General features: G+C 70.5%; 14 protein-coding genes. 7 read left to right on the forward strand and 7 right to left on the reverse strand.

Annotated elements, in window-relative coordinates; translation table 11 throughout:
• The coding region (locus RM1_RS12530; protein WP_143187330.1) for an SDR family oxidoreductase at positions 1 to 419 on the forward strand (419 nt) is incomplete at its 5' end.
• 4 nt (positions 420 to 423) lie between these two features.
• On the opposite strand, the gene RM1_RS12535 is transcribed toward RM1_RS12530, so the two are convergent.
• The 5 genes from RM1_RS12535 to RM1_RS12555 are packed head-to-tail and all read right to left on the reverse strand — an operon-like array spanning position 424 to position 4,880.
• Positions 424 to 1,917, reverse strand: a complete 1,494-nt coding sequence (locus RM1_RS12535) for an acetyl-coenzyme A carboxylase carboxyl transferase subunits beta/alpha (RefSeq protein WP_072751663.1) — start codon at positions 1,915 to 1,917, stop codon at positions 424 to 426.
• 9 nt (positions 1,918 to 1,926) lie between these two features.
• Positions 1,927 to 3,150: an ABC transporter permease gene (locus RM1_RS12540; RefSeq protein WP_072751664.1), complete on the reverse strand. Its 1,224-nt coding sequence runs from the start codon at positions 3,148 to 3,150 to the stop codon at positions 1,927 to 1,929.
• The gene (locus RM1_RS12545; RefSeq protein WP_072751665.1) at positions 3,147 to 4,049 is read right to left on the reverse strand and encodes an ABC transporter ATP-binding protein; all 903 of its coding nucleotides are present in this window, start codon (positions 4,047 to 4,049) and stop codon (positions 3,147 to 3,149) included. The genes RM1_RS12540 and RM1_RS12545 overlap by 4 nt, the downstream gene beginning before the upstream one ends.
• Positions 4,046 to 4,600 carry a hypothetical protein gene (locus RM1_RS12550; RefSeq protein WP_072751666.1) on the reverse strand — a complete coding sequence of 185 codons (555 nt, stop codon included), beginning with the start codon at positions 4,598 to 4,600 and terminating at the stop codon, positions 4,046 to 4,048. Before RM1_RS12550 ends, RM1_RS12545 begins: the two co-directional genes overlap by 4 nt.
• On the reverse strand, positions 4,593 to 4,880 hold the full coding sequence (locus RM1_RS12555; protein WP_072751667.1) for a helix-turn-helix transcriptional regulator: 288 nt from the start codon (positions 4,878 to 4,880) through the stop codon (positions 4,593 to 4,595). Before RM1_RS12555 ends, RM1_RS12550 begins: the two co-directional genes overlap by 8 nt.
• A gap of 88 nt (positions 4,881 to 4,968) precedes the next feature.
• On the opposite strand from RM1_RS12555, the gene RM1_RS12560 reads away from it, so the two are divergent.
• From RM1_RS12560 to RM1_RS12580, 5 genes are all read left to right on the forward strand, one after another.
• A complete protein-coding gene (locus tag RM1_RS12560; protein ID WP_072751668.1) occupies positions 4,969 to 5,520 on the forward strand; it encodes a hypothetical protein in 552 nt (183 codons plus the stop codon).
• A 107-nt stretch (positions 5,521 to 5,627) separates the two neighbouring features.
• Complete coding sequence (locus tag RM1_RS12565) at positions 5,628 to 7,028, forward strand: PepSY-associated TM helix domain-containing protein (protein WP_072751669.1); 1,401 nt, start codon at positions 5,628 to 5,630, stop codon at positions 7,026 to 7,028.
• Positions 7,025 to 7,597, forward strand: coding sequence for a copper resistance CopC family protein (locus RM1_RS12570; protein ID WP_072751670.1), 573 nt, complete (start codon positions 7,025 to 7,027; stop codon positions 7,595 to 7,597). Before RM1_RS12565 ends, RM1_RS12570 begins: the two co-directional genes overlap by 4 nt.
• Entirely contained in the window at positions 7,594 to 8,118 is a 525-nt protein-coding gene (locus tag RM1_RS12575; RefSeq protein WP_072751671.1) for a copper chaperone PCu(A)C, read from the forward strand. The genes RM1_RS12570 and RM1_RS12575 overlap by 4 nt, the downstream gene beginning before the upstream one ends.
• Entirely contained in the window at positions 8,111 to 9,319 is a 1,209-nt protein-coding gene (locus tag RM1_RS12580) for a Dyp-type peroxidase (protein WP_072751672.1), read from the forward strand. The genes RM1_RS12575 and RM1_RS12580 overlap by 8 nt, the downstream gene beginning before the upstream one ends.
• On the opposite strand, the gene RM1_RS12585 is transcribed toward RM1_RS12580, so the two are convergent.
• A complete protein-coding gene (locus RM1_RS12585) occupies positions 9,320 to 10,960 on the reverse strand; it encodes an ABC-F family ATP-binding cassette domain-containing protein (protein ID WP_072751673.1) in 1,641 nt (546 codons plus the stop codon).
• A 61-nt stretch (positions 10,961 to 11,021) separates the two neighbouring features.
• Between RM1_RS12585 and RM1_RS12590 the strand changes: the two genes are divergently transcribed.
• Positions 11,022 to 11,873 carry an aldo/keto reductase gene (locus RM1_RS12590; protein ID WP_174562949.1) on the forward strand — a complete coding sequence of 284 codons (852 nt, stop codon included), beginning with the start codon at positions 11,022 to 11,024 and terminating at the stop codon, positions 11,871 to 11,873.
• Positions 11,874 to 11,900: 27 nt separating this feature from the next.
• Here RM1_RS12590 and RM1_RS12595 read toward each other — a convergent pair whose 3' ends face one another.
• Positions 11,901 to 12,266, reverse strand: a complete 366-nt coding sequence (locus RM1_RS12595; RefSeq protein WP_072751674.1) for a hypothetical protein — start codon at positions 12,264 to 12,266, stop codon at positions 11,901 to 11,903.
• Positions 12,267 to 12,278 lie beyond the last annotated feature (12 nt).

Consider the following 12,278-nt stretch of genomic DNA (forward strand, 5'->3'; position numbering starts at 1 on the left):
CCAACTATCGGGTGTCGTTCTTCTACGACCTGGCCAAGGCCGCGGTCAGCCGGATGGCGTTCGCGCTTGCCCACGAGCTGGGCCCGCGCGGTGCGACCGCGGTCCTGGTCACGCCTGGCTGGCTGCGGTCGGAGATGATGCTGGACAACTTCGGTGTCACCGAGTCGAATTGGCGCGACGCCACCGAGCGGATCCCGCATTTCGCCATCTCGGAGAGCCCGACCTATGTGGGCCGGGCTGTGGCGGCACTCGCGCAGGATCCCGACGTCGCGCGCTGGAACGGCCAGTCGCTCTCCAGCGGGCAGTTGGCGCGGGAGTACGGCTTCACCGATCTCGACGGCAGCAGACCCGATGCGTGGCGTTACCTGGTCGAGGTCCAGGACCCAGGCAAACCGGCCGACACCACCGGGTATCGCTGACGGATCAGCGCGGCAGCCCCAGATTCCGGTAGCGCGCGATCCTGGCCGCGTACCGATCAGCGGCTGGCTGATCGACCAGGCCGTACAGCTCCCTGGCGATGGCCTCGCCGACCCGCTTGGAGAACCCGATCGGCTCGTCCGCCGCGTCCGGTGATTCCGGGATGATCGCGTCGATGATGCCGTCGCGCAGCAGGTCCAGCGAGCGGATGCCCTGAGCGGCGGCCATCTGCGGCGCGTGCGTGGTGTCGCGGTGCACGATGGCGCTCGCGCCCTCAGGGGGAAGCGGTGCGAGCCAACCGTTCTGCGCGGACAACACCCGGTCCGCGGGCAGCAGCGCGAGGGCGCCGCCGCCGGTGCCCTGCCCGAGCAGCACCGACACGGTGGCCGTGTCGAGGGTGACCAGGTCCGCCAGGCAGCGCGCGATCTCCGGGGCGAGGCCCTTCTCCTCGGCCTCCTTCGACAGCGAGGCGCCGAGCGTGTCGATGACCAGCACCAGTGGGATCCGCAGTTCCTCGGCGAGTTTCATCGCCCGCCTCGCCTCGCGGAGCGCGGCCGGTCCCATCGTGTGTGCCGGGGACTGACCGCTGCGGTCCTGGCCGAACAGCACGCACGGCGCGCCCCGGAACCGCGCCAGCGACACCAGAACGGTCTTGTCCGCCTCGCCCTGCCCGGTGCCGCTGAGCGGGATCTGCTCGGTGGCCGCGTACCGCAGCAGCTGCCGGATACCGGGCCGGTCGGCCCGGCGCGAGAGCATCACCGACTGCCATGCGGGCACGTCCGGGATGTGGGCGGGCTCGGGATTCGGGTCCTGCCACTGCCCGGTCTCGCCGGTCATCACCCGCAACGCGCGATGAACGAGGTGCCGCAACCAGTGCGGCGACACCACACCGTCGATGACCCCGCTGTTGTAGAGGTTCTCGGCGGTCTGCACGCCCTCGGGGAACTTCTCGCCGTACAGCGCCTGGTAGACCCGAGGACCGAGGAAACCGATCAACGCGCCCGGCTCGGCGATCGTGACGTGCCCGAGCGAACCCCAGGAGGCGAACACCCCGCCGGTCGTCGGGTTGCGCAGGTACACCAGGTACGGCAGGTGCGCGGCCTTGTGCACGGTGACCGCCGCCGCGATCTTGATCATCTGCACGAAGGCGAGGGTGCCCTCCTGCATCCGGGTGCCGCCCGACGTCGGGGACGCCAGCAGCGGCAGACCCTCGGCGGTCGCCCGCTCGATCGCGGTGACTATCCGCTCGGCGGCGGCGACGCCGATGGACCCCGCGAGGAAGCCGAACTCACAGGCGATCACCGCGACCCGGCGACCCCTGACGGTTCCGACACCGGTGATCACGGACTCGTCGAGGCCGGTCTTGGCGGCGGCCGCGTCGAGGTCCGCGCGATACGAGCTGTTGGCCTCGACCGGCACCGGCGGCCGGTCCCAGGGCTCGAAGCTCCCGGCATCGAGTACCAGGTCCAGGATCTGCTGGGCCGACAGGCGCACGGTCATGGCCCGACCCTATCGGCCGAACGCCTCGCGCCAGGACACCGTCTTGCCGACCCGCAGGATCGAGCGCTGGTAGATCTTCGCGGCGACGAGCGAGAGCGCCGCGGTCACCGCGATCATCAGCACGATGGTGCCGATCACCTGCGCCGGGTCGGTCACCCCGGCCGCGATCCGCAGCGGCATCAGGATCGCAGAGAACGGCGGGATCCAGCTCAGCACGTTGCTCAGGGTGCCGTCCGGGTTGCCGACCGCGGAGAAGGCGGAGAAGAACATCGCCATGATCAGCAGCATCAGTGGCATCGTCGTGGAGTTCACGTCCTCCTGGCGCGAGACCATCGAGCCTGCCGCGGCGTAGAGCACCGCGAAGAACGTGAAGCCCAGGACGAACCAGCCGAGGGTGCCGACGAACACGCCGATCGCCGTGCCGGTGACGGTCAGGACCCCGGTGGCGAGTCCGGCGCCGACCCCGGCGACGCCATATGCGGTCAGCTGCACCAGCCCGACCGCGCCGATGCCGATGACCTTGCCCCACAACAGTTGCAGCGGGCGCAGGGTCGACAGCAGCAGCTCGACCACCCGGCTGGACTTCTCCTCGACGACGCCCATCGCGACGTACATGCCGAAGCCGAGGATCTGCATGTACAGCAGGGTCACCGCCGCGATGGACATCGCGATGCGCTGGCCCTCCTCCGGGTCGGGCGGATCGATCGCCTCGACGGTGACCACGGCCGCGCCGATGTCCGCACTCAGCTGCGCGACGTCCACGCCCTGGGCCGTCAGTGCCCGCTGCTGTGCCTGGCCGGTGACCGCGATGTCGATGACGGTGCGGAGCGCGGCGTCGATCTCGGATTCGGTGACCGCGGTGGCGGATCCGTCCGGATTCGGGATGAGGGCCACGTCCAGGTCGCCGCTGCCGACGCGATCTCGGGCGGTCTGTTCGTCGGGGATCTCGGACACCTCCACGGGCGTGCCCACCTGCTCTCCCGCGGTCACAAGGACGGGGGACAACGACTGGTCCCCGACCAGTCCGATGGCGGCGCGGTCGGCGTCGTCGCCGCCGGAGAAGATCGAGTACCCGACGATGCCGCCGACGATGGCGATCAGGATGACCACGTTGCTGATCAGGAAGCTCTTCTTGCGGACCTGGGTGAGGAACTCGCGCTTGGCGACCAGGCGTACTGCGCGGGCGGTCGACAGTGTCTTCTGGTCGTTCCGCAGGCTCCACTCCCTGGTCATGCCGCGACCACCTCTCGGAACAGTTCGGTGAGGGACGGGCGGTGCAACGAGAACTCGTGTACCGGGCCGGTTTTCAGGGCGGCGGCGAGGATCGCCTGGTCGTCCGCGCCTGGCTCGAGCGTGAGCACGGTGCGCCCGTCGGTGTGACTGACCGCGCTCACCCCGGCCAGGTGCTGTGCCCAGTCCGCGCCCGCACCGGGGGCGTGGACGACGAGCTGGGCACTCTCGCCGCCGCGGAGTTCGTCGACGGTGCCGATCGCGCGCATCTTGCCGTGCTTGATGATGCCGACGCGGTCGCACAGTCGCTGCACCAGGTCGAGCTGGTGGCTGGAGAAGATCACCGGCACCCCGGTCTTCGCCTTCTCGATCAGCACGTCGCTCATCACGTCCACCGCGACCGGGTCGAGCCCGGAGAACGGCTCGTCCAGGACCAGCACCGCCGGGTCGTGCACCAGCGCCGCGGCCAACTGGACCCGCTGCTGGTTGCCCAGGCTCAGTGAGTCCACGGTGTCACCGATGCGTTCGGCGATGCCGAGCCGCTCGGTCCAGCGGGTCACCGCCGACCTCGCCTCGGTGCGTGAGAGTCCGTGCAGTTCGGCGAGATACGAGAGCTGGGCGCCGACCTTCATCTTCGGGTACAGGCCACGCTCCTCGGGCATGTATCCGATGGTGCGGCGCACGTCCAGGTCGACGGGTCGGCCGCCGAGCCGCACCTCGCCGGAATCGGCGGACAGCACCCCGAGCGCGATCCGCATGGTGGTGGTCTTGCCGGCGCCGTTGCTGCCGACGAATCCGAAGATCTCGCCGGGGCGCACCTCGAAGCTGAGGTCGTCGAGCGCGACCACGTCGCCGTAGCGCTTGGAGATGCGGTCGATGGTGAGGGTGTGGCTGTCGGTCACGCTGCCTCCATGGGGAATTCGTCGGACTCGGGATCGGGATCGGGGCGGCTCCAGGCCAGGATCATCGCGGGGGAGCAGCCGCCGATCATCAGCGTGGTGAGGGTGAGCAGCCCGCCGGTGTAGGCCATCGTGGTGTGGCTTCCCTCGGTGGCCACGCTGCCGACGATCAGGTAGATCACCGGGATCATCACCAGCGACTGGGTGATGCTCAGGCCGGTGGAGCGGGCCGCGTTCTGCTGCTGCACCTCCCACTCGTCGAGGGTCCCGGACGGCGCGTCGCCGAGGCGGCCGGAGACGATCTGCAGCGAGGTCCAGATGGGGAAGAACAGCAGGCAGGCGGGCAGCCACAGCAGCGGGCCGCGCTCGAAGAAATGGCAGAGCACGCCGACCGTGAGCATGAAGGCGAAGGTCGCGGCGAGCGCGATCACCAGGATTCGGCGGCGGTGCCGGGTACGCCAGCCGGGCAGCATGTGCCGCCACTTCTCGGAGTTCGCGAGGAACCTCCTGGCCCGGTGCGCCTGATAGCGCTCGACGAGGTTCAGCTCAGGCATCTCGGTTCACTCCTGACTCGCGTGGTCGGTAGAGCTCGGTGGACAGCGGGGTGAACTCGGTCCGCGAGAACACCGCCTCGATCGGCAGGCCGAACACCTCGCAGATCCGCATCGCCAGGTCGAGGCTCGGGAAGTGGTCGCCGCGTTCGAGCGCGCCGACGGTCTGCGGGTTCACCTCGATCAGTTCCGCCAGCCGGGCCCTGCTCAGCGAGCGCTCGGCCCGCAGCACCGCGATGCGGTTGAAGATGGGGCGCGATTCGCCGCGTCGTACCGGGCTCATGCATCAGATTGTTGGGAAAACACAACAGTCTGTCAAGTAGTTCCTATGGTCGGAGAACGAGTCCTACTCGATGTAGTACGGTTCGCCCATGCGCGTCGGCCCAGGTGAGAAGCTCTCTCGCCGTGTGCGCTGCGCGTCCGTCGGCTCGACCACCGCGGCCGTGGCCGTCGCAGCGCACGGCGCGGGCGGTGGCGGACTGCCGGCCGGGTCCACCCTCATGCTCCTCGTCGGCTTCTCCGCGGTGCTGGTCGCCGTGATGGCCGCAGTCCCCGCGCTTCGCCGCGGGGGGCCCGCTCTGGTCCCGATCCTGGCGGTCGGGCAGCTCGGCGCCCACACCACGCTGGCGTTCGGCGGCGCCCACCACGCGGACATGGCCGCGGGTCCGATCGGCGGCCTGAGCGCGCAGATGCTCGCCGCGCACGCCCTCGCGATCGGCGTCTGCGCCGCGCTCATCGCGGCGGCGGAACGGATCGGGCCGCGCACCGAGGCCGCGCTGCGCGCGGTCGTCGCCGCACTCGTCGTCGCCATCCCCGTCCTCGAACGACCCCGCAGCTGGCGGCCCGTCGCCGAGGTGCACCCGCTCGTGTCCGCGCTCTGCCGCGTATCGGTCTCGCGGCGCGGCCCACCGCTTTTCGTCTGATCACACCTCACCCCACCGCGTAACCACGGCCGTCTCGGCCGGGGCGCGGTCTCTCGCGGTTCCCATGGGTCCCGCGCACCCAAAGTCTGATCGACGAAAGCGATGTCATGACCATCACCACCGAACCCGGTGTGCCCAAATCCTCGCCGCCGGGCACCGAATCCTCGGCGCTGCGCAAGCTCCTGCTGCGGCTGCACTTCTACGCCGGCGTGTTCGTCGGCCCGTTCCTCCTGGTCGCGGCCCTCACGGGATTCGTGTACGCGTTCGCGCCGACGCTGGAGAAGCTCGTCTACGGGAGCTACCTCGAGGCGCCCGCGACGGATCACCCGCTGCCGGCGTCCGAGCAGCTACGGGCCGCGCTCGACGGCCGCGACCCGTCCGCGGTCCTGTCGTTGCAGACCGCCGAGGCGGGCGGGTCGACCCGCGTGGTGTTCGACGACCCCGGCGTCGGCTCGGGGGAGACGACGGTGTTCGTCGACCCGGGCAGCGGCAAGGTGCTCGGCGCGCTGGCGACGGACTCAGGGGACCTGCCGCTGCGGGCCTGGCTGTCGGCCCTGCACAAGAACCTGCACCTGGGTGAGGTCGGCAACCTCTACAGCGAGATGGCCGCGTCCTGGCTCGGCGTGATCGTGCTCGCCGGCCTCTACCTGTGGTGGGCGAAGTACCGCCGCGACCGCGCGAACGGCCGGGGCCGGTTGCTGACGGTTGACCGGTCGCTGACCGGCCGCAGGAGCACGCTGAACTGGCACGGGGTCGTCGGTGCCTGCGCGGCGCTCGGGTTGATCTTCCTCTCGATCACCGGGCTGACCTGGTCGGACAACGCGGGCAAGAACGTGAAGACGCTCCGCACGGAGATGAGCTGGACCACCCCGAAACTGGACACCGCGATCGGGGCGGCCCCTGCGGCACCCGCCGGCGAGCACACCGGCCACGGCGCCCCGGCCGCCCCGGTCGCCGACGGCGCGCCGGTGGACCCGTCGGCCGTGGACGGCGTGTTGGCCGTCGCACGGGACCACGGCCTGACCGGATCGCTGTCCGCGACGATCCCGGCCAGCGCCGCGAAGGCGTGGACGGTGAAGGAGGCCGCGACCGGGGGCGATTCGATCGCGGTCGACGGCGCGACGATGCAGGTCACCGACGAGCTCCGATTCGCGGACTGGCCGCTGGCCGCCAAGCTCACCTCGTGGGGGATCGCAGGCCACATGGGCACCCTCTTCGGGATCGCCAACCAGCTGCTGCTCGCGGCACTGGCGCTCGCACTGATCACGCTGATCGTGGGCGGCTACCGGATGTGGTGGCAGCGACGTCCCCGTCGCTCGGAGGGCTTCGCGCTCGGCACCGTGCCGCGCCGCGGCGCCCTGCGGCGGCTGCCATGGCCCGCGATCGGTGGCATCGCGGTGGTCGCGGTTGCCGTCGGCATCTTCGTGCCACTGCTCGGCCTCTCGCTGCTCGGCTTCCTGATCGTGGACGTATTGCTGGGGCTGCGTTCGAGGTGGCAACCGGCATGAGGCGGGCGGCGATCGCCCTGCTGCTGGCCCTAAGCGCGGTCGTGCTCACCGCACCCGTGGCGTCGGCGCACTCCGAGCTGCTGTCCACGTCTCCCGCTCGGGACGGCGTGCTGGCGGAACCGCCAACCGAGGTGGTGCTGACCTTCTCCACAGCGGTGCAGTCGACCGGTGCCGCGGTCGTGGTCACCACCGCCGACGGGACCCGTCTCGACGACGGCCCGGTCACGCGCGACGGCGCCAGGATGATCCAGCGGGTGAAGGCCGGCTCCGGGGCCGTGGACGTCCGCTGGCGGGCGGTGTCCGAGGACGGGCACCAGCTCACCGGGACCTTCGGCTACCAGGTGGGCGCGCCCTCCGGGGACTCGGCCGCCGCGACGACGCCTGCGCCGGTATCGGCTGCGCAGGCGCCCGCCGAGCGGCCGCCTGCCGCGGAATCATCGCCGCTGTACCGCCGCCTGCTCGGGCCGGCCGCCCTGGTGATCGCCGGGCTCGTGCTCGCGATCGTCGCGTGGCGCTCCGGAAAGCACTCCAAGACAAACGAACCCGTATCGAAGGAACCTCAATCATGAGCAACAACCTTTTCTCTCGCCGGCGGATGCTGGCCGCGGGCGCCGCACTGTCCATGGGACTCGCCCTCGCCAGCTGCTCGTCGGACTCCGACAACGCGGCCGAGAGCGCGCGGCCGGCGGCCGAGTCGGTGACCCTGACCGAGTCCTGGGTGAAGGCGGCCGACAGCGGGATGACCGCCGCCTTCGGCACCCTCGTCAATGAATCGGGGACCGAAGCGACCCTGGTCTCGGTGAGCAGCCCGATCTCGCCTGCCGTCGAGGTGCACGAGATGGCGATGGGCCCCGACGGGGCGATGGTGATGCGGAAGAAGGAGGGCGGGGTGTCCATCCCCGCCTCGGGTACGCACAAGCTCGAGCCAGGGGCGGACCACATCATGTTCCTCCGCCTGCCCGCTCCTGTGAAGGCGGGCACCGACGTGCCGCTGACGCTCACCTTCGGTGACGGGTCCACCTCCGAGACCACGGTCCAGGTAAGGGATTTCACCGGGGCCAACGAGAGCTACGAAGGGAATCATGGCTGAGCTGAGCCGGCGCCGCCTGCTCAGCGCCGGTGCCGTCGTTCTCGGCGGCACCGGCCTGGCCTGGGGCGCACGCGAGGTCACGCTCGACCAGGGGCCGCAGGCGGCGCCGCCTGCGCCAACCGAGCCGGAGGTCGAGCCGTTCTACGGCGCGCATCAGGCGGGCATCGCCACGGCGCCGCAGGCGCACTCGACGTTCGTTGCCCTCGATCTCCGACCGGAGGTGGACCGGGCCGCGCTGATCCGGTTGCTGAAGGTGTGGACCGAGGACGCGGCCCGGCTCACCGAGGGCAGGGCGGCGCTGGCGGACACCGAACCGGACCTGGCCACCGAGCCGACCCGGCTCACGGTCACGGTCGGCTTCGGCCCCGGAGTGTTCCGGGCCGGGAACGTCGAGCACCTGCGCCCCGCCTGGCTGCGTCCGCTGCCCCCGTTCGCGGTGGACCGACTCGAGGACCGGTGGAGCGGAGGGGATCTGCTGCTCCAGGTCGGCGCGGAGGATCCGGTCACCGTCGCGCACGCGCTGCGGGTGTTGCTCAAGGGCGCTGCGGGATTCGGCACGGTGCGCTGGACCCAGCGCGGCTTCCGCCGGGCCCGCGGCACGCAGGCCCCCGGCACCACGATGCGGAACCTGTTCGGTCAGGTGGACGGCACGGCTAACCCCTCGCCGGGTACCGCGGACTTCTCGGATCTGGTCTGGGACACCGGGGCCGGGCAGGCGTGGATGGCGGGCGGAACCTCGGTGGTCATCCGGCGCACCCACCTCGACCTGGACGAGTGGGACAAGGTGGACCGGCCGGGGCGCGAGCAATCGGTGGGGCGCAGACTGTCGGACGGGGCGCCGCTGACCGGCGACTCGGAACACGACGAGCCCGACTTCGCGGCTGTGGGCGCGAGCGGGTTCCCGGTGATCCCGGAGTTCTCGCACATCGCCAGGGCCAGGTCGGCGGACCCGCGGCAGCGGATCCACCGACGCGGGTACAACTACGACGAGGCGCCTGCCAGTGGCGAGATCTCGGACTCGGGCCTGATCTTCGTCTGCTATCAGGCCGACGTCGATGCCCAGTTCGTGCCCATCCAGCAACGCCTTTCGGAGCTGGACATGCTGAACCAGTGGACCACGCCGATCGGGTCCGCGGTGTTCGCGATCCCGCCCGGCTGCGCCAAGGGTGGCTACATCGGTCAGCAGCTCCTCGGTAGCTGATCAGGCTTCGGTGAGCTGACCGCCGTCCATCCGCCACCGGCGGGTGCTGCGCATCGTGTCCAGCATCCGCCGGTCGTGGGTGACCAGGAGCAGCGTGCCCTCGTACTCGTCCATCGCGCGTTCGAGCTGCTCGATGGCCGGCAGATCCAGGTGGTTGGTCGGCTCGTCGAGGACCAGCAGGTTCACCCCGCGGGCCTGGAGCAGAGCCAGTGCGGCCCTTGTCCGTTCGCCGGGCGAGAGCGAGCTCGCCGACCGCAGGACGTGCGCGCCGCGCAGGCCGAACTTGGCGAGCAGGGTGCGCACCTCGGCGTCGGGCCAGTCGGGAACCTGGGCGCCGAACGCCGACGCGAGGGCTTCGTCGCCCTCGAACAGTCCACGGGCCTGGTCGACCTCACCGACCGCGACGCCGGACCCGAGCGCCGCGGTGCCCTCGTCGGGGACCAGCTTGCCGAGCAGCAGACGCAACAGTGTCGTCTTGCCCGAACCGTTCGGCCCGGTGATGAGAACCCGGTCGCCCCATTCGATCTGGGCGCTGATCGGCCCCAGTCGGAATGTTTCACGCTGAACAACCGCGCCGCTGACGGTGGCCACCACGGTGCCGCTCCGCGGGGCGTCCGCGATCTGCATGCGCAGCTCCCACTCCTTGCGGGGCTCCTCGACAACCTCGAGCCGTTCGATCCGGCGCTGTGTCTGCCTGGCCTTCGCGGCCTGCTTCTCGGTGGACTCGGAGCGGGCCTTGCGTCCCATCTTGTCGGAGTCGGCGCCCTTGGCCTTCCGTCGTGCGTTGCGGACACCGTGCTCGAGCCAATTGCGCTGCATCTGAGCGCGATCCTCGAGACCGGCCTTGGTGTCGGCGTACTCCTCGTAGCGTTCCCGCGCATGCTGCCGGGCGATGGCCCGCTCCGCGAGGTATGCCTCGTAGCCGCCGTCGTACACCGCGATCTGCTGCTGGGCGAGGTCGAGCTCGACGATCCCGGTCACGGTACGTGCCAGGAACTCTCGATCATGGCTGACCACCACGATGCCGGTCCTGGCCTCCGCGACGAACCGTTCGAGCCGCTCGAGGCCGTCGAGATCCAGGTCGTTGGTCGGTTCGTCGAGCAGCAGCACGTCGTATCGGGAGAGCAGCAGCGAGGCCAGCCCAGCCCGTGCCGCCTGGCCGCCGGACAGCGCGGTCATCTCCGCGTCGAGCCCGACGCCGAGGCCGAGGTCGCTCAGCACCTTCTCGGCGCGCTCGGACAGGTCGGCGCCGCCGAGGCCGAGCCACCGCTCGAGCGCGTGCGAGTACCGGTCGTCACCGCCCTCCTCCGCGAGGGCCTCCGCGGCCGCGTTCATCTCCTCCTCGGCCCCGGTGACACCGGTGCGCCTGCCGAGGAATCCCTCGACACTCTCGCCGGCGAGGCGCTCGGGTTCCTGCGTGAGATAGCCCACGGTGGCGTGCGGCGGGCTGAGCGTCACCGCGCCCTCGATGTCGGCGGTGCTGTGGCCGGACAGGATGGAGAGCAGGGTCGACTTGCCCGCGCCGTTGGCGCCCACCAGCCCGATCACGTCGCCGGGGGCCACGACGAGGTCGAGCCCGGAGAAGAGGGTGCGCTCGCCGCGGGATGCGGACAGCCCGTCGGCGTGCAGTGTTGCGGTCATGGCGACGATTGTCTCAGTCGCGCGGGGAACAAGGCTCCGACGGCGGGGGTTGATCCGTTGCATGACCTCTGTGAGCCCTGTCCCGAACGTGACGTTGAACGACGGCAACACCATCCCGCAGCTCGGCTTCGGGGTGTGGCAGGTGCCCGACGACGAGAGCTACACGGCCGTCACCAGCGCGTTGAGCATCGGCTACCGGAGCATCGACACCGCGGCCATCTACGGCAACGAGGTCGGTACCGGCCGGGCGATCGCGGACTCCGGGGTGGCGCGGGACGAGTTGTTCATCACGACCAAGCTGTGGAACGGCGCAGGGGAGACCTGGACGGCGGACTCGGTTCGCCGCGAGTTCGACGCCTCCCTCGAGCGGCTCGGCCTCGACTACCTCGACCTGTACCTGATCCACTGGCCCCGCGCGGTGCGCGAGGACTACATCGCCATCTGGCGTGCCTTCGCCGAGCTGAAGGCGGAGGGGCGAGTGCGCTCGATCGGTGTCTCCAACTTCCAGACCGCGCAGCTGAGCCGGATCATCGACGAAACGTCCGTTGTGCCTGCGATCAACCAGATCGAGGTGCACCCGGACTTCGCGCAGCCGGAGCTGCGTGCCTTCCATGCCGACCACGGCATCGTCACCGAGGCGTGGTCGCCCCTCGGCCAGGGCGGTGCGCTGCTCGACGACCCGGCGCTGGCCCGGATCGCCGAGAAGCATCAGCGTTCCACCGCGCAGGTGGTGCTGCGATGGCACCTCCAGATCGGCAACGTCGTCATCCCGAAGTCCGTGACGCCGTATCGGATCCGGCAGAACATCGAGGTGTTCGACTTCGAGCTCGATGCGGACGACCTCGCCGCGATCGCCGGCCTCGACGTCGGTAACCGGCTGGGACCGGACCCGGACGAGTTCGACATGGGGTGATCCCCGCGGCGGCCCGGCGTCGGACGGTCAGAAGTTCATGGTCAGGTTGTGGCGACCGGATTTCATCCAGCCGGTGACCACGGCCCGCTCCGCCTGCTCGGCTGTTCCGCCGCACGCGACGACGAGTCGGAATCGCTCGGCGTCATAGGACGTGTACGAGTACTCCCGCATCCATCCGTGGCCGCCGACCGGGTTGTCGAGTTCCGCCCACCCGGATTCGCCCTTCTCCACGACCACCCACACCGCCACCGGTGGCGAATTCCGCGGACCCTGCTTGCAGCTCACCGTCCCGAAGACGGTCCGTGGGGTCAGCGCCTGTGCGGCCGGTGCCGCGAGGACGGCCGGCACAGCGATGAGGGCGGCGGCAGTGGCGGCAAGCTTGAGGAAACGCATCTGGGTCCTCTC

Origin of the sequence: Rhodococcus maanshanensis NBRC 100610, assembly GCF_001894865.1 — a bacterium.
Taxonomy (GTDB): domain Bacteria; phylum Actinomycetota; class Actinomycetes; order Mycobacteriales; family Mycobacteriaceae; genus Rhodococcus_G; species Rhodococcus_G maanshanensis.